Source organism: Pseudomonas sp. UC 17F4, assembly GCF_900101695.1.
Lineage (GTDB): Bacteria > Pseudomonadota > Gammaproteobacteria > Pseudomonadales > Pseudomonadaceae > Aquipseudomonas.
In genome coordinates this window covers 44,180-61,906 of the sequence record NZ_FNKV01000001.1, presented here as the reverse complement: position 1 = coordinate 61,906, position 17,727 = coordinate 44,180, and the positions used below count along the sequence as shown (strand labels likewise).

The 17,727-nt window shown below is 65.5% G+C and carries 12 protein-coding genes; 8 read left to right on the top strand and 4 right to left on the bottom strand.

Going from position 1 to position 17,727, the window contains the following annotated elements; genetic code table 11:
* Positions 1-138: 138 nt before the first annotated feature.
* Positions 139-1,482, bottom strand: a complete 1,344-nt coding sequence (locus tag BLR26_RS00270; RefSeq protein ID WP_093376511.1) for an MATE family efflux transporter — start codon at positions 1,480-1,482, stop codon at positions 139-141.
* A 147-nt stretch (positions 1,483-1,629) separates the two neighbouring features.
* On the opposite strand from BLR26_RS00270, the gene BLR26_RS00265 reads away from it, so the two are divergent.
* Entirely contained in the window at positions 1,630-6,579 is a 4,950-nt protein-coding gene (locus tag BLR26_RS00265; protein ID WP_093376506.1) for an alpha-2-macroglobulin family protein, read from the top strand.
* A gap of 50 nt (positions 6,580-6,629) precedes the next feature.
* Here the strand turns inward: BLR26_RS00265 and BLR26_RS00260 are convergent, their stop codons facing one another.
* Entirely contained in the window at positions 6,630-6,923 is a 294-nt protein-coding gene (locus BLR26_RS00260; RefSeq protein ID WP_038997361.1) for a hypothetical protein, read from the bottom strand.
* A 104-nt stretch (positions 6,924-7,027) separates the two neighbouring features.
* Here BLR26_RS00260 and pbpC point away from each other — a divergent pair, with 104 nt between their 5' ends.
* Positions 7,028-9,382 carry a peptidoglycan glycosyltransferase PbpC gene (gene pbpC, locus BLR26_RS00255; protein WP_093376502.1) on the top strand — a complete coding sequence of 785 codons (2,355 nt, stop codon included), beginning with the start codon at positions 7,028-7,030 and terminating at the stop codon, positions 9,380-9,382.
* 98 nt (positions 9,383-9,480) lie between these two features.
* Positions 9,481-11,148, top strand: a complete 1,668-nt coding sequence (locus BLR26_RS00250; protein ID WP_093376498.1) for a ShlB/FhaC/HecB family hemolysin secretion/activation protein — start codon at positions 9,481-9,483, stop codon at positions 11,146-11,148.
* A gap of 34 nt (positions 11,149-11,182) precedes the next feature.
* On the opposite strand, the gene BLR26_RS00245 is transcribed toward BLR26_RS00250, so the two are convergent.
* Together BLR26_RS00245 and BLR26_RS00240 are read right to left on the bottom strand one after the other, a co-directional pair.
* On the bottom strand, positions 11,183-11,590 hold the full coding sequence (locus tag BLR26_RS00245; RefSeq protein WP_045197030.1) for a response regulator: 408 nt from the start codon (positions 11,588-11,590) through the stop codon (positions 11,183-11,185).
* A 61-nt stretch (positions 11,591-11,651) separates the two neighbouring features.
* Positions 11,652-11,873, bottom strand: coding sequence for a Flp family type IVb pilin (locus tag BLR26_RS00240; RefSeq protein WP_093376494.1), 222 nt, complete (start codon positions 11,871-11,873; stop codon positions 11,652-11,654).
* A gap of 319 nt (positions 11,874-12,192) precedes the next feature.
* On the opposite strand from BLR26_RS00240, the gene cpaB reads away from it, so the two are divergent.
* Genes cpaB through BLR26_RS00215 form a run of 5 tightly spaced genes read left to right on the top strand, consistent with a single transcriptional unit; the run spans position 12,193 to position 17,726 of the window.
* Positions 12,193-13,122 carry a Flp pilus assembly protein CpaB gene (gene cpaB / locus BLR26_RS00235; protein ID WP_093376490.1) on the top strand — a complete coding sequence of 310 codons (930 nt, stop codon included), beginning with the start codon at positions 12,193-12,195 and terminating at the stop codon, positions 13,120-13,122.
* 20 nt (positions 13,123-13,142) lie between these two features.
* The gene (locus BLR26_RS00230; protein WP_093376485.1) at positions 13,143-14,396 is read left to right on the top strand and encodes a type II and III secretion system protein family protein; all 1,254 of its coding nucleotides are present in this window, start codon (positions 13,143-13,145) and stop codon (positions 14,394-14,396) included.
* Entirely contained in the window at positions 14,393-15,583 is a 1,191-nt protein-coding gene (locus BLR26_RS00225; RefSeq protein WP_093376481.1) for a CpaE/TadZ family protein, read from the top strand. The genes BLR26_RS00230 and BLR26_RS00225 overlap by 4 nt, the downstream gene beginning before the upstream one ends.
* Positions 15,580-16,848 (top strand): TadA family conjugal transfer-associated ATPase, encoded by a 1,269-nt coding sequence (locus BLR26_RS00220; protein ID WP_093376477.1) that lies wholly within the window; start codon positions 15,580-15,582, stop codon positions 16,846-16,848. The genes BLR26_RS00225 and BLR26_RS00220 overlap by 4 nt, the downstream gene beginning before the upstream one ends.
* Entirely contained in the window at positions 16,845-17,726 is an 882-nt protein-coding gene (locus tag BLR26_RS00215) for a type II secretion system F family protein (RefSeq protein WP_093376474.1), read from the top strand. Before BLR26_RS00220 ends, BLR26_RS00215 begins: the two co-directional genes overlap by 4 nt.
* The last annotated feature ends 1 nt before the right edge of the window (position 17,727 follow it).

The following is a 17,727-nucleotide window of genomic DNA, read 5'->3' as shown; positions in this document are numbered from 1 at the left end:
CGTGCAGTCGCTGGCTGCGCGTCGATCCTATCGCGGGTCAAGTCGGGTCGCCGCACCGCCGCTCCTACAGGGTCGGCATGATGCTGAATCTGTGGGAGCGGCGGTGCGTCGACCCGACTTGACCCGCGATGCTTTCAACTACCGACGCACAAACCACCCATCCCGCCGCTGCAACCGCCAGCCCATCACCCCCAGCGTTACCCCGCGCAAGGCCATGAACAGCAGAAAGCCCAGCCACAGGCCGTGGTTGCCCAGATCGCGAGCCAGATAGGCAACCGGCAGGGCGATGAGCACGCTGAGCAGCATGCCGTTGCGCATCTCCCGCGCCCGCGTGGCGCCGATGAACAAGCCATCGAGCAGATAGCTCCACACCGCGATCAACGGCAGCAAGGCCAGGTACGGCAAGTACTGGTAGGCGGTTTCGCGCACGTTGGCGATGTCGGTCTGCATGTTGATGAACAGATGCCCACCGAGCAAAAACAACACGGCAAAGCCGCTGCTGGCCAGCAGCGACCAGCCGCAGGCGACGGTCAGTGAGCGGCGCAGCGCCTGGCGATCGCCAGCGCCGATGGCGTGCCCGCACAGCGCTTCGACCGCATGGGCCAGGCCATCAAGGGCGTAGGCGGTGAGCAGCAGGCCATTGAGCAGCAAGGCATTGGCTGCCACGGTCGCTTCACCCAGGCGTGCGCCTTGCACGGTAATCAGGAAGAACACCGCTTGCAGCGCCAGGCTGCGGATGAAGATGTCGCGGTTGACGCTCAGCAGCGGCCGCCAGCTCTGCCAGCGTGCCAGCAGTGCCCAGGCGATCTGCCCGGGGTAAGCGCGCAGGGCCGGGCGGGTCAGGGCCAGGCCGAGCAGGGCGGCGCTCCATTCGGCAATCACCGAGGCCCGCGCCGAACCGATCACGCCCCAGTCCAGGCCGAGCACGAACCACAGGTTGAGGGCGATGTTGAGCAGGTTGGTGGTCAGCAGGATCGCCAGCGGCGCCCTGGCGTTCTGGGTGCCGAGGAACCAGCCGACCAGGGCGAAGCTGGCCAGCGCCGCCGGCAGGCCAAGCAGGCGGGTCTGGAAGAAGTCGTGGGTCGACTGCTCCAGCGCTGCCGAGGGCTGCATAAGTTGCAGCGCCAGGTGGCTGAACGGCAGGGCCAGAACACCCAGCAGCAGGGCGAAAAACAGCGCCAGCAACAGGCCCTGGAGCAACACTTGGCGCAGTGCTGCGCCGTCGGCACGACCCGCCGCCTGGGCGGCGAAACCGGTCGAGCCCATGCGCAGAAAGCCCATCACCCAGGCCAGGAAGGTGTACAGGCTGGCGCCCACCGCCACCGCACCGAGCTGATGAGCATGGGGCAGGTGGCCAATCACGGCGCTGTCGACCAGGGCCACCAGCGGTACGGAAATGTTCGAAAGTATCATCGGCGCGGCCAGCGCCCAGACCTTGATATGGGTCGGGCGGTCGCGCCAGTCGGTCAGCAAACGGGACATGAAAGCTCCTGGCAAGCCGGCATTGTAGCCGCTGCGGGCACCAAATCGTGCGAAGGCGGTCTCACATCCGCTCGCCGCATCACTGTTGCGGCGCGGTTGATATATAGTGCACCCCTAAGATTCCGCTGCCCGAGAGTTACTACTCCCATGCTCAACAAAGGATTGTTGCTGGCCTGCGCGCTGGCCTTGCTCAGTGCCTGCGATTCGTCTGCCCCGGACAAACCGGCCCCCGCGGCCCCGCCTGCGCAGACCCAGGACCAACCCGCAGCCCCGGCCCCGGCCGCCCCGGCTGCACCCGCAGACGCGACCAAGCCCGCTGCAGCCAAGGACGATGCCGCGACCCTGGCCAAGCGTTATGCCGGTCGCGAGCTGAGCGTGGTGGATGTCTCGGAAGTGCAGGTCGATGGCGCCAGCGCCCTGGCCCTGACCTTCTCGGTGCCGCTGGATGACCAGCAGAACTTCGCTGACAAGGTGCACCTGGTCGATACCGTCAAAGGCAAGGTCGACGGCGCCTGGGAGCTTTCTGCCAACAAGATGGAGCTGCGTCTGCGCCACCTGGAGCCCCAGCGCAAGCTGGTGCTGACCATCGACGCCGGGCTGCTCGCGGTCAATGGCAAGCGCCTGCCCGCCGAGTCGATCAGCCGCCTGGAAACCCGCGACATGCAATCGACCATCGGCTTCGCCAGCCGTGGCTCGCTGCTGCCGACGCGACTGGCCGAAGGCCTGCCGGTGATCGCCTTGAACGTCAACAAGGTCGATGTCGAGTTCTTCCGCATCAAGTCGGACAAACTGTCGCCGTTCCTCGCCACCTGGGGCCGCAACAGCAGCCTGTACTACTACACGTCCAAAGAAATCCTGGACATGACCGAGCTGGTTTACAGCGGCCGCTTCGACCTCAACCCGGCGAAGAACACCCGCGAAACCGTGCTGCTGCCGATTGCCGGCATCAAGCCGCTGCAAGAGCCAGGCGTGTACCTGGCGGTAATGCGCGCCTCCGGAACCTACGACTACACGCAACCGGCGACGCTGTTCACCCTCAGTGACATCGGCGTCTCGGCGCACCGTTACCAGAACCGCCTGGATGTCTTCACCCAAGGCCTGGAAGGTGGCAAGGCGCTGAGCGGTGTCGAGCTGGAACTGCTCGACGGCGAAGGCCGCGTGCTGGCCCAGGCCAAGACCGACAGCGACGGCCATGCCCAGTTGCCGACGCCACCCAAGGCCGAAACCCTGCTGGCCCATCAGGGCGTGCACACCACCATGCTGCGCCTCAATAGCGCTGCCCTGGACCTGGCCGAATTCGACATCACCGGCCCCCAGGCCAACCCGCTGCAGTTCTTCGTGTTCGGCCCGCGCGACCTTTATCGCCCGGGTGAAACCGTGCTGCTCAACGGCCTGTTGCGTGACCAGGATGGCCGCCCGCTCAAGCCGCAACCGGTGACCGTGGAAGTGCGCCGTCCGGATGAGCAGATCAGCCGCAAGTTCGTCTGGGAAGCCGATGCCAATGGCTTCTATCAGTATCAGCTGCAACTGGCCGATGAAGCGCCGACCGGGCGCTGGCAGTTGCTGTTCGACCTCGGCGGCGGCAAGAAGCAGGTGTTCGAGTTCCTTGTCGAAGATTTCCTGCCCGAGCGTCTGGCCCTGGAACTCAAGGGCAGCGACAAGCCGCTGAGCCCGGACCAGACTGCGCAGATCAAGGTCAACGGTCGCTACCTGTACGGCGCCCCGGCTTCGGGCAATCGCCTGAGCGGCCAGGCCTATGTGCGCCCGCTGCGTGAAGCGGTGCCGGCACTGCCGGGCTATCAGTTCGGTTCGATCACCGAAGAGGAACTGAGCCAGGACCTGGAGCTCGACGAAGTCACCCTGGACAGCAACGGCAAGACCACCCTGAACATCGAAAGCAAATGGTCCGAAGCCCGTTCGCCGCTGCAACTGACCGTGCAGGCCAGCCTGCAGGAGTCCGGTGGCCGGCCGATCACCCGCCGCCTTGAGCAACCGATCTGGCCGGCCGGGCGCCTGCCTGGCTTGCGCGGTCTGTTCGAGGGTGAAGAAACCGATGGCGAAGGCCCGGTGGAATTCGAAGTGCTGGTGGCCGACCCGCAAGGCAACAAGCTGGCGGTCAACAACCTCAAGGTGCGCCTGATTCGCGAGCGCCGCGACTACTACTGGAACTACTCGCAGAGCGACGGCTGGAGCTACAACTACAACGAGAAATTCCTCATCCAGAGCGAAGAGACGGTCAACGTCAAGGCCGGCTCCACCGCCCGGGTCAACTTCCTGGTTGATTGGGGCCCGTACCGCGTCGAGGTCGAAGACCCGCAGACCGGCCTGGTGTCGAGCGGGCGTTTCTGGGCCGGCTACCGTGCCCAGGACAACGCCGACGGCGGCGCCGTACGTCCGGACCAGGTCAAACTGGCCCTGGACAAACCGTCGTATGCCGATGGCGCTACCGCCAATATCACCGTCACTCCGCCTGCCGCAGGCACCGGCTACTTGATGGTCGAGTCCAGCGAAGGCCCGCTGTGGTGGGAAGAAATCGATGTACCGGCCGAAGGCAAGAGCTTTGCCGTCAAGCTCGATCCGAAGTGGGCGCGCCATGACCTGTATGTCAGCGCCCTGGTGATTCGCCCGGGCGAGCGCAAGGTCAATGCCACGCCGAAACGTGCCGTGGGTGTGCTGCACCTGCCGCTGGATCGCCACGAGCGCAAGCTGGCGGTAACCCTCAATGCCCCGGAAAAAATGCGTCCCAAGCAGCCGCTGACCGTCAAGGTGCAAGCGCGCAACGCCGACGGCAGCGTGCCCAAACAGGTGCATGTACTGCTGGCAGCAGTGGACGTGGGCATCCTCAACATCACCGAGTTCGAAACCCCCGACCCGTTTACCGGCATGTTTGGCCGCAAGGCCTATGGTGCTGACCAACTGGATATCTATGGCCAGTTGATCGAAGCCGGGCAGGGCCGTCTGGCCAGCCTGGCCTTCGGTGGTGATGCGGCCATGGCCAAGGGCGGCAAGCGCCCGAACACCACGGTGACCATCGTTGCCAAGCAAAGCGCCCCGGTAACCCTCAATGACAAGGGTGAAGGTGAAGCGACGGTCGATATCCCTGACTTCAACGGTGAGCTGCGGCTGATGGCCCAGGCCTGGACCGACGAGCGCTACGGCATGGCCGAAGGCAAGACCGTGGTTGCCGCGCCGTTGATTGCCGAGCTTTCGGCGCCGCGCTTCCTCGCCGGCGGCGACCGCACGACTCTGGCCCTGGACCTCTCCAACCTGTCGGGCAAGGCACAGAACCTGACCGTGCGCCTGAGCACCGAAGGCCAGTTGAATCTGCTCGGCGCCGCCGAACAAACCCTGAGCCTCACCGAAGGCAAGCGCGTCACCCTGCTGGTGCCGGTGCAGGCCAGCGGTGGCCTGGGCCAGGGCAAGGTCAAGGTCGAGGTGCAAGGGCTGCAACTGCCAGGCGAGTCGGCCACGGCCTTCAGCCGCGACTGGACCCTGGGCATTCGCCCGGCCTACCCGGCAATGCTGCAGCACTATCGCGTCGCTCTCAAAGACCAGCCCTGGACCCTGCCGGAAGCTGACCTGGCGCTGTTCGAGCCGGTGGGCCTCGAGGCCTCACTGGCGCTGTCGAGCCGCCCGCCGCTGAACCTGGCCGAGCAGATCCGCGCCCTCGAAGCCTACCCGTACGGCTGCCTGGAACAGACCACCAGTGGCCTGTACCCGTCGCTGTACGCCGATGCCGCGACGCTCAAGCGCCTGGGCATCAAGGGTGAGCCGGCGGACGTGCGCAAGCGCAAGATCGAGATGGGCATCGAGCACCTGCTGGGCATGCAGCGCTACAACGGCAGCTTTGGCCTGTGGAGCGCTGACGACGAGGAAGAATACTGGCTGACCGCCTATGTCACCGACTTCCTCCTGCGTGCACGCGAGCAAGGTTATGCCGTGCCGCCCGAGGCCCTGAAAAAAGCCAGCGAGCGCCTGCTGCGCTACCTGCAGGAGCGCAACCTGATCGAGATCAGCTACAGCCAGAACGCCGAGCACAGCCGCTTTGCCGTGCAGTCCTATGCTGCCCTGGTGCTGGCGCGTACCCAGCAAGCGCCGCTGGGCGCCCTGCGCAGCCTGTTCGAGCGGCGCAGCGATGCGCGTTCCGGCTTGCCGCTGGTACAACTGGCCATCGCCCTCGACAAGATGGGCGACAAGCCGCGTGCGCAACAGGCGCTGCAGGCTGGCCTGGCGGTCACCCGTAGCGAGAACAGCTGGCTGGCCGACTACGGCAGCCCGGTGCGTGACCAGGCGCTGATCCTGTCGCTGCTGACCGAAAACAACCTGGCCAGCGACAAGCTCGACGCACGGCTGTTCGAGCTTTCCGACCAGATGGCGGGTAACCGCTGGCTGTCGACCCAGGAGCGCAACGCGCTGTACCTTGCCGGTCGTGGCCTGCTGCGCAAGCCTGAAGGCAACTGGTCGGCACGCCTGGACAGCGCCGGTGAAGTGCGCGAATTCAACAACGAGCAATCGGGGATGAAACTCGAAGGCCCGCTGCTGGCCTCGCCGCTGACCATCCAGAACGAAGGCAGCGAGACGCTGTTCCAGCAACTGACCCTGTCCGGTTATCCGCGCCAGGCCCCGGTTGCCCGCGGCAGCGGCATGACCATCCGCCGCGAGTTCCTCGGCATGAATGGCCAGGCCCTGGACATCAAGGCGCTCAAGAGCGGTGACCTGGTGCTGGTGCACCTGGCGGTGACGGCCAATACCCAGGTGCCGGATGCCCTGGTGGTCGACCTGCTACCGGCGGGCCTGGAGCTGGAAAACCAGAACCTGGCGCAAAGCGCGGCAAGCCTTGAGAACGCCAGCAGTGCAGTGAAGCAATGGCGCGAGTCGATGCAGAACGCCGCGGTCGTGCATCAGGAGTTTCGTGATGACCGCTACGTGGCGGCGCTGAGTATCGACCAGTACTCCACCACCCACCTGCTGTACCTGGCCCGCGCGGTAACCCCGGGGACCTACAAGGTACCGCCGCCGCAGGTCGAGTCGATGTACCGGCCGAACTACAACGCGGTGGGCGAATCGCCTGCCGAGTTGGTGGTTAAAGGCCGCTGACACAGGGCGTTGTGGGAGCGGGCTCATCCGCTCCCACACCTTCTATTTAGTCAGTGAATGATCCAGCTCAGCACCCACAAACCCAGCACCAGCCAGATGATGCCGAGTATGATCGAGGCGCGCATGAAGGCGCGGATCGCCGAGTACAGCAACATCAGGCCGATGATCAGGGCGAGGATGCTGACCAGCGAAGTGTCCATGCCCAGGGTGCGTGACAGGCCCTCGATGAAATTGCCACCGGCGTTGGCCAGCAGGTTGAACAACCCGCTCAGGCCGTCGACGATAAACCGGATCACCGCCCCCAGCGCCTGGCCGAGCCACTCGAAAAAACCTTCTACATGCATAGTTGCTTCCTGATGATCAATTCGGCGAATGCGCCGTTGCCAAGCCTTTGGCCATGCCAGGGCCGGGTCGGTTCCCTGCGTAGCTGCTACGCCAGGAGGGCCTGATGCACATCTTAGCTCGCCTGCGTGGCGTCATCGGCAAACCCCTGGGTTTGCTGCTCGCCATCCCCTTGCTGCTGATTGCCTTGCTATGGCTTGCCGACCGCATCTGGCCGTTGCCGATGCCGGCCGATGACCTCGCCCGGGTAGTCCTGGCCGAAGACGGCACGCCGCTGTGGCGCTTTGCCGATGCCGACGGGGTGTGGCGCTACCCGGTCACTGCCGAGCAGGTTTCGCCTTATTACCTGGAGGCGTTGCTGACCTACGAGGACCGCTGGTTCTACCATCACCCCGGTGTCAACCCGCTGGCCCTGGGCCGCGCGGCCTGGCAGAACCTGCGCGGTGGCCGGGTGCTGTCTGGTGGTAGCACCCTGTCGATGCAGGTCGCGCGCCTGCTCGACCCGCACTCGCGCACGCTGCCTGGCAAGCTGCGCCAGCTGTGGCGTACCGCGCAACTGGAATGGCACCTGTCGAAGGCGCAGATCCTCGAGATCTACCTCAACCGTGCGCCGTTCGGCGGCACCTTGCAGGGTGTCGCCGCGGCCAGCTGGGCCTATCTTGGCAAGTCGCCGATGCACCTGACGCCTTCAGAGGCGGCCTTGCTCGCGGTGTTGCCCCAGGCGCCCAGCCGCCTGCGCCCGGATCGGCACCCGGAGCGCGCCCAGGCGGCGCGCGACAAGGTCTTGCAGCGCCTGGCCGAGTACCAGGTGTGGCCGCAGCAACGGGTCGCCGAAGCAGAAGAGGAACCGCTGTTGCTGGCACCACGTCAGGAGCCGGCGCTGGCGCCATTATTGGCGCGACGGCTGAACCGCCCGCACAGCCCGCCGTTGATTCGCACCACTCTCGACGCCTCGTTGCAACGGCGCCTGGAAGACCTGCTGCTGGGCTGGCGTGCGCGCCTGCCCGAGCGGACCTCGGCGGCGATTCTGGTGGTCGAGGCGCAGAACATGGCGGTGCGCGCCTACCTGGGGTCGGTGGACCTGAATGACGAGCGCCGCTTTGGCCACGTCGACATGATCAGCGCCCTGCGTTCCCCCGGCTCGACCCTCAAGCCGTTCCTCTATGGCATGGCCATGGACGATGGCCTGATCCATTCCGAATCCTTGCTGCAGGACGTGCCGCGCCGCTACGGCGACTACCGCCCGGGCAACTTCTCCATGGGCTTCAGCGGGCCGGTGGCGGCCAGTTCCGCCCTGGCCCTGTCGTTGAACCTGCCGGCGGTGCAACTGCTTGAAGCCTACGGGCCGAAACGCTTTGCCGCGCAGATGCGCAGTGGCGGCGTGCCGTTGATCTTGCCGCCGCTGGCCGAGCCTAACCTGTCGCTGATTCTCGGCGGCGCCGGTAGCCGCCTGGAAGACCTGGTGGGCGGCTACGCCGCGTTTGCCCGCGATGGCCTGAGTGCGCCGATCCGCTTGCAACCCAATGACCCGCTGCTTGAGCGACGCCTGCTGTCGCCCGGCAGTGCCTGGATTATCCGGCGGATTCTCAGCGGCCAGGCGCGCCCGGACCGCGACCCTCACGCAGAGCTAGTGCAGCGCCCGCAACTGGCGTGGAAGACCGGCACCAGCTATGGCTTTCGCGATGCCTGGTCGATTGGCGTCGGCCCGCGTTACCTGATCGGGATCTGGATCGGCCGCCCGGATGGCACGCCGGTGCCCGGCCAGTTCGGCCTGGCCTCGGCGGCGCCGTTGATGCTGCAGGTGCATGATGTGCTGAGCAACCGCGACAGCCAGCGCGGGATTGCCACACCCCTGGCGGCGGTGCCGGCCAACGTCGGGGTTGCGGCGATCTGCTGGCCGCTCGGCCAACCCATGGCCCGCCAGGACCCCAATTGCCGGCGCCAGCGTTTTGCCTGGACCCTGGACGGTACCACGCCGCCAACCCTGCTGGCCCAGGACCAGCCCTTGAGTGTCGGCTTGCGCGAGACGGTCTGGGTCAACGATCAGGGCTTGCGTGTCGACGCTACCTGCGCCGGCGCCCAGGCCCGGGAAATCGCCCTCTGGCCGTCGCCACTTGAACCGTGGCTGCCAAGGGTGGAACGCCGCGAGGCGCGCTTGCCCAAGGTCGACCCGCAATGCCCGCCGCAGGTGCCGGCCAGTGCGCCGCCGCTGTCAATCGTCGGCGTGCGCCAGGGCGATCAGCTACGCCGCCCGGCCACCAGCAGCGAACCATTGCGTTTCAAGGTCTCGGCCCTTGGCGGTAACGGACGCCACTGGTGGTTCCTCAACGGTGCGCCGCTGGGCGAAACCAGCGGTCAGGAGAACCTCACGGCAAGCTTCGAGCAGGCCGGGCGCTTCGAGCTGAGCGCCCTGGATGAAAGCGGCGAAACCGCCCGGGTCGAATTTCAGGTCAATGACTGACGCTCTCTATTAGACGATGACAGGGCCAGCACCTACGCTTGGATTGACGAGGCCGCCGCCCTGGCGGCCTTGTACTGTTCGGGATCATGGAGTGTCCGATGCGTGCGTTGGCCGTCGCGATAGTGGGGTTGTCCTGGGTGAGCGTTGCCAGCAGCGAACCCCTGCCGCGTTTTCTCGACAGCCACGAAATCGAACGCAACCTGCCGGCCCCCAATCTGCCGGCCGATGCCTACCGGCCAAGCAACCCGGGAGTGCTGGTGCCGGTGCCGGTAACCCAGGCCCGGCCGTTGCTGCGCGACACGCGGATCTTCCTGCGCAAAGTGCGCTTCGAAGGCGGCAGCATCTACCCCTTGAGTGACCTGCGCGACAACTACCAGAGCCTGGCCGGCCGCGAGGTCAGCCTCGGCGAGCTGATCGACGCCACCCAGCGCCTGACCCAGCGCTACCAGCAGGACGGCTACCTGTTGTCGCATGCCTACCTGCCCGAGCAGGACTTCGCCGATGGCCGGGTGCGGGTGGTGCTGGTCGAAGGCTACATCGATGAACTCGAGCTGCACGGCGAGGTGGGCCCGGCGGCGGCCTACGTTGAGCAACTGGTGGGCCGGCTCAAGGCCGAACGGCCGCTGACCCGCGCCACCTTCGAGCGCTACGTCGCGCTGATGAGCCGCCTGCCCGGCTTCAGCGTGCAGGCAAGCCTAGCGCCTGCCAACCCTGTCAGTGGTACCAGCCGGCTGATCGTCGAGGCCAGGCGCCGGCCGTTCAGCGGCAACCTGACCGTCACCGATGGCACCCGCGATGACCCCCAGGCCTTGCTCAGCGTGAGCAGCAACGCGCAGACGGCGCTGGCCGAACAGTTCAGCGTCACCGCTCTGGCGCCGCGCGGGGAAGATCACGAAAGCTATTTTCGCCTGGACTACTCCCAGTACCTGGACGATCAGGGCAGCCAGTTGCACCTGTCGGCCTCGCGTTACGACAGCGACCCCAGTGCCCAGGTGCTGCTCGGCGATGGCACCCAGCTCAAGGCCCATCGCGAGAACGACCGCTTTTCGGCGGGCCTCAGCCAGGTGCTGCTGGCCGCGCCCGGTGAGTCGCTCAACGTTGCTGCGCGTTTCTACATGGTCAATGACGATGTTGAGTATCGCGCGGTCGACGCGCCCTTGCGGCTGAGCAATCGCACCGATGTGCGTGCCCTGGGCTTTGAAGGCGAGTGGCGCAAGGCCGATGCCGACCAACTGCGGATTGTCAGTGGTGGCGCCTATCAGGGCCTGGATTACCTGGGGGCGAAAAGCAACAGCGATTTCGACCTGGATTTCCTCCGCCTGCGTTTGTCCGGTTTGCAGAGCGATCGCCTGTTCGGCAATTGGCAGGGGGTGGCGTCGGCGGCCTTGTACTGGAGCCGCGACAGCCTGCCCGACAGCGAGCGGGTGGTGTTCGGCGGGCAGAGCTTTGCCCGCGGTTACCCCGCCGACCAGGCCCTGGGCGACAAGGGCTGGGGCCTGGCCTATGAGCTCAATTACAGTTTCAACGGCGATGGCCGCTGGGTAAAGTTGCTGCAACCTTATGCCGTACTGGACACCGCGCGCACCTGGTTCAACGAGGTGGACCTGCGCGATGCACACTTGAGTTCAGTGGCTTTGGGGCTGCGCATCGGTGACGGGCGTTTCTACAACCTGGCACTGGAGCTGGCCAAGCCGCTGTCGGATGTTGCCCTCGACAGCTTTGACCGCGAGCCACGGCTGAGTGTGAGTTTCAGCGTGCAGCTGTGAACCGGCTCCTACAGGGGCCGTAGCCCCCGCAGGTTCATTGCACCAGTTGCATCCGCGGTTTGGGGAACAGGTTGTCGAGGGTTTCCAGCAGGCGGTTGTGGTAGATCGGCTTGCGGAACAGGTCCAGCACCTGCAGGCGCAGCAGGTCGCTGATGTCGTCCATGTCGGCATGCCCGGAGGTGACGATCACCGGCAAGTGCTGGCGCGAGGTGTGCTCGCGCAGGCGCCTGATCAGTGATATGCCGCTCTCCTCCGGCATGCGCAGGTCGGTGATGACCAGGGCCACGTCCGGGTGGCGGGTGAGTTGTTGCAGGGCGAGTTTCACCGAGGTGGCGGTGTAGCAGCAAAAACCCTCGCCCTCCAGCAATTCGGCAAGTTCCAGCAAGGCGTCCTCTTCGTCATCCACCAGGAGTAGCTGTTGACGGGGGGAAGAGGTCGGCATGGGGCGGTCCTGTGATGGGGGAGTTGATCAGTGCATTGGCGTGAACCGATGAAGCCACTCGTCAGCTACCACTGCCACCACTGCCACCGCCCGAAGCAGGCGGCGCTTTTAGCGCGTTTTCAATCTTGGTCATGACCCCAGACACATTGGTAGAAATGGGCGTAATGAACGCTGTCAGCGCTACAGCAACCATGGCCGCGACAATCGCGTACTCGATGCCCGAGGCACCATCCTTGCGGTAGAAGAATTCTTTGCAGCTCTTGAGGACTCGGGAAAGACGCATGGCATTTCTCCTTGCGCCGGAGGCGCAGATGGCAGGGGTATTCAGTGATTCCCCTTTGCCACCACAGCATCGTCAACGGGCCAAATCTCGGCAAATGTAAGAAGGTATTAATACTAAAGTTATAACCAAATACCGACGCCAATAAGCTGTTGTTTTATGGGGGTGTCGGCTTTGCGACGGAAAAAAATCTGACGGGTAATGGCATTTTGTCCTAGCTGCGCTACCGTCAAATAGCGAAATAGTTGTTTCCGACTGCAGTGCTGTGGGCCATTTCACAAAAGTGAGCCTGAAGGACAGCTTGGGGAGAAGGAGGGCCAGCATGAGCAGTCGCATTACCATCATCCTTGCAGGCCTCTTTTTGATCGGTGCGCTGCTGGCCGGCTACTGGGGGCTGATGCTCAGCCAGCCGCCAAGCGAGCCGGCGCCGGCAGCCGCCGTCGTACCCGCGCAGGCTCCGGTGACCCGGGTGGTCACGGAAGCAACAGACGAACTGCGCAAGCCGGTTGTCGTGCTGCGTCGCGATGTCAGTGCATATACCCCGCTGGTGGCCGAAGACCTGCTGATCGAACGCCTGCAGGTGGCGCCGCCGGGTAGTTTCCAGACCCTTGAACAAGTGCTCGGGCGCAGCAGTTGGCGCGCCTTGAGCGCCGGCACCTGGCTGGAGCAGGGCAGCTTCGAGGCCGGTGGCCCGCTGGCACGGATGATTCACCCCAGTGAGCGGGCGCTGGCGGTGGCGGTGGACGAAGTGGTCGGCGCCGCCGGGCAACTGCGCCCGGGTGACTATGTCGATGTGCTGGTGTTCCTGCGTGAAGACAACAGCAACCCGCAAGCCTCGGCCCAGGTAGTGTTGCCGGCCTTGCGCCTGCTCAGTGTCGGTGCGCAGTTGGGCCTGGCCAACGATGGCCAGCCTGCCGAGGCGCCCATGGATGACAAGGCCCGTCAGGAACAACAGCGCAACCCGGTGCGCACTGTGGTGCTGGCGGTCCCCGAAGCATTGGCCAGCCGCCTGCTGCTGGCCGCTCAGGCCGGCAGTCTGCGCCTGGCGGTACGCAGCGCCGAGGAGAAGCGCCTGGCCCAGTACTGGACTGACCCGCATGCCAGCGCCAAGGCCGTCGACAACGCCAACCGTGAACTCTATCGCTTCAGCCAGCTCGCCCAGGTACCGGCCGCCCGACCTGTGGCCAGCGCAGCGCCGCCACGCGGCATGGAAATCATCCGCGGTAATCAAGCCAACACGCCAACCCCCTGACCAAGCAAGGATGCCCTTCAATGAGCAGTCGTTCCGAGCGGGTAATCAAGCAGATGCTCTGCGCCCTGTTGTGCGCCGTGCCGCTCGCCCCAACGGCGATGGCGGCGTCCGGCTGCGCGGCGCTGGAGCAGGTGCCGGGCGTCATCGAGATCGATCAGGGCCTGCAGCAGGAGGTGCGCCTGCCGGTGGCAATCACCCGCGCGGCGATTGGCGAGCCGAAGATTGCCGACGTACATGCCAGTGGCACTGACGCGGTGCTGCTGACGGCGGTCGGCCCCGGCGCCACCAGCCTGATGCTGTGGACTGCCTGCGCCAAGACACCGCGCCAGGCCATGGTGTTCGTCAAGGGCATTGCCAGCAGCGAGATGGCTGCCAGTGCGCTGCCGCCGTCCGAAGATCCGCTGCTGCCCAGCCAGGTGCAGGCCGATATCCGCTTTGTCGAAGTCAACCGCACCAAGTACAAGGAGGCCGGCGCGCGGCTGTTCTTCAAGGGCTCCAACAACACCCTGATCGGCTCACCGAGCACTGTGCCGAACACCACCGTAAGCCCGGGGCAGGTGCCCACCGTGCCCGGCACGCCGAACATTCCCCTGGACAACGGCGTGTTCAACATCATTTGGGGCGGTGGCAGCAGTCGCTTCCTGGCCGCGATCAATGCCCTGGAAACCAGCGGTTTCGCCTACACCCTGGCGCGCCCCAGCCTGGTGGTGCTCAGCGGCCTGACCGCAAGTTTCCTCGCCGGCGGCGAGATCCCCATCCCGGTGCCCAGCAGCGGCAGCGACAGTGTCTCGATCGAATACAAGGAGTTCGGTATCCGCCTGACCCTGTCGCCCACCGTGGTCAGCCGCAATCGCATCCTGCTGAAAGTCGCGCCGGAAGTCAGCGAACTGGACTACAACAAGGCGGTGAATATCGCCGGTACCCAGGTGCCCGGCCTGACCGTCAGGCGTACCGATACCAGCATCTCTCTGGCCGATGGCGAGAGCTTCGTCATCAGTGGCTTGATCAGCAGCCAGTCGCGCTCGACCGTCGACAAGTTTCCAGGCCTTGGCAACCTGCCGATCATTGGCGCGCTGTTTCGCCAGTCCTCGGTGCAGCGCGACGAGACCGAACTGCTGATGATCGTTACCCCGCACCTGGTCCAGCCGTTGGCGGCCGATGCCCAGTTGCCGTCGCTGCCGGGTGAGGGCTTGCGCAACTACGACCCGAGCTGGGGCCGCTTGTTCTTCCTCGAAAACGGCGACTTTGAACGTCGCAGCGGGTTATCCCAATGAGTGAAAGCCTGAGCCAGACCTTCCTCGCCATCACCCGCAACGATGGCGACCTGCAATGGTTGCAGGGCGCACTGGCGCCGCTGGGGCAAGTGGTGGGTGCCGGCAGTGGCAGCCTTGACGAGTTGCTGGCGCTGGTCGATGTCACCTTCGCCAGCCTGGTGTTCGTCGGCCTTGACCGCGAGCAGGTGGTCAACCAGTGCGCGCTGATCGAGGGCGTGCTGGAAGCCAAGCCGATGCTGGCGATCGTCGCCCTCGGCGATGGCATGGACAATCAACTGGTGCTCAACGCCATGCGTGCCGGGGCGCGGGATTTTGTCGCCTACGGCTCGCGTTCCAGTGAAGTCGCAGGCTTGGTGCGGCGCTTGAGCAAACGCCTGCCGCCGGTGACCAGCAACCCCAGCCTGGGCGGGCTGACCGTGCTCTATGGGGCCCAGTGCGCCGCCGACGGCGCCTTGCTGACCACGCACATGGCGCGGGTGGTGCAGACCAGCGGCCAGCAGACCCTGCTGCTCGACCTTGGCCTGCCGCGGGGTGACAGCCTGGCGCTGCTCGGCCTGGAAGCCTCGTTTCATTTCGGCGATGCCCTGCGCCACCTGCGCCGGCTCGACAACACCCTGATCGACAGTGCCTTCACCCGCGAAAGCTCAGGCCTGCGCCTGCTGGCTTATGCCGAGACCGACGAGCCGCTGGAGCGCACCAGCGCGGCAGAGCTGTACATGCTGCTCAGCGCCTTGCGCCAGCACTTTCAGCACATCGTCGTGAACCTCACCGGCCAGGCTGACAGCGAAGCCCTGCGCACCTTCGTCAGCCACTGCGACAAGCTGATCTGGTACACCGACCAGAACGTCCTCGATTGCCGGCGCAACCTCGAAGTGCTGACCCAGTGGCGCGAGAAGGGCATGAAGCTCGAACACGCAAGCCTGTTGGTCGACCGCTACCTGCGCGGTGTCGCGCCGGATTCCGAAGCCTTGGGCAAGCGCTACGGCCTGCCGGTTCTGCGGGTCTTGCCCTATAGCCCGGAGGTGCGCCTGAACGCCAAGAACCAGGGCCTGACCCTGTTCGAGCTGGCGCCGCGCGAGCCGCTTACGCAACAGCTGAAAAGCCTCGGTGAACGCCTGGCGCGGCGCTCGGAAAACAACCCGCCGGTGGTCGCCACCTGGCTCAATCGGCTGTGGGGGCACAAGTGAGCGGCGACGAGTTGTTCGGTGGCCCACGGCATAACCTGGGGGCCGACCCACAGGCGCTCAAACGCGCCCTGCACCGTTACATCATCGACGCCATCGAGGACAGCGGCCGCAACCTGCTCGAAGGTTCGCGCCCGGCCCTGGCGCAGTTCGTGGTGGAACAGGTCGGCGATTACATTGCCCGCCTGCACCTGGCGTTGTCGCGCTACGAGATGGAACGCCTGGCCGAGGAAATCGTCGACGAGCTGACTGGTTTCGGCCCGCTGGAAGTGCTGCTGCGCGATGCCAGCGTCACCGAAATCCTGGTCAACGGCCCGCACCGGGTGTTCATCGAGCGGGCCGGGGTGCTGCAACAGACCGACCTGCGTTTTATCGATGCCCATCATGTCGAGCGGGTCATGCAACGGATTCTTGCGCCCCTGGGGCGGCGCCTGGACGAGTCCTCGCCGATGGTCGACGCGCGCATGCCCGATGGCAGCCGGGTCAACGCCATCATCCCGCCGGTGGCGCTCGACGGCCCGTGCCTGTCGATCCGCAAGTTTCGCAAGGACATGCTCAAGAGCGCCGACCTGCTGGCCACCCGCACCATCGACCAGGGCATGCTCGACTTCATCCAGCTGGCGGTGGCGCGGCGCTGCAACATCCTGGTCAGCGGCGGTACCGGCACCGGCAAGACCACCCTGCTCAACATCCTCAGTCAGTTGATCAGCCCCCACGAACGCCTGGTGACCATCGAGGACGTGGCCGAACTGCAGCTTGATCATCCGCACGTAGTGCGCCTGGAAACCCGTCCGCCGAATGCCGAAGGGCATGGCGAGATCAAGGCCAGCGAGCTGATTCGCAACGCCCTGCGGATGCGCCCCGACCGTATTCTGCTTGGCGAGATTCGCGGCGTCGAAGTGCTCGATGTGCTGACGGCGATGAACACCGGCCACGATGGTTCGATGAGTACCGTGCATGCCAACACTGCCCAGGATGCCTTGCTGCGCCTGGAAACCCTGGTCGGCCTGACCGGTCGCCAGGTGGCCGAGAAAACCCTGCGGCAGATGATCTGCGCGGCGCTGGATGTGGTCATCCAGCTGACCCGCCTGGCCGATGGCCGCCGCTGCGTCAGCGAGGTGCTGGAGGTGGTCGGGGTGCGTGATGACGTGTACGTCACCAATACCCTGTTCCGGCTCGATCGGCGCACGGGCGAAGGCTTTTTGCGCGAAGCGCCGAACCCGGCCGGCGACAAGCTGCGCCGCGATTACTCGGAGCCGCAGCCGTGATCGCCGCGCTCCTCGGGCTGATTTGCCTGGCCTTGCTCGGCTTGTCGGTGCACCTGTTCTACCGCGGCATGCGCAAGTCTGCCCAGGAGCGCATCCTCCGGCGTCTGGGTCAGGTCGAGCAAGCCGCTGCGCTGGCGCCGGTCGGGCACGACTGGCTGGACCGCCTGCTGCAGCGTGCCGGTATCGAGCGGCGTAACGAGCTGTTGTGGCTTTGGCTGGCCCTCTGGCTGCTGGCCGCGCTGTTGACCGGGCGGGTCGTGGGCTGGGTGGCAGGCCTTGGCCTGTTGCCCATCGGCCCGCTGCTGGCCTGGTTGTACCTGGGCTGGCGCTATCGGCAGCGGCTGCAACGGATGATCGAGCAACTGCCGGTGCTGCTCGATCACAGCGTGCGCAGCCTCAAGGCCGGGCGCACCCTCAGCGATGCCGTGCTCGGTGCCATCGATGCTTCCCGCGAGCCGTTGCACGGCGCCTTGCAACGGGTGCGGCGCAATGTGCAGATGGGCGTCAGCCTCGACGATGCCATGGCTGAACTGGCCGAGTTGTATGACCAGGACGAACTGCGCCTGTTTGCCCTGGGCCTGCGTATCAACCATCGCTATGGCGGCAACGCCAGCGAGCTGCTGGAGAACCTGATCAAACTGATTCGCGAACGCGAGCAGGGCGCGCGGCAGTTGCGCGCCATGACCGGCGAAACGCGCATGACGGCTATGGTCCTGGGCCTGTTGCCGGTGGGCATGGCCGGTTACTTCCTGATCAGCAATCCCAACTATCTGCTGACCATGTGGCGCGACAGCAACGGCCAGTTCCTCCTGCTCGGGGCCTTCCTCCTGCAGGCCTTGGGCTGCCTGGCGCTGTGGCGCATGTTGCGGAGTATCTGAA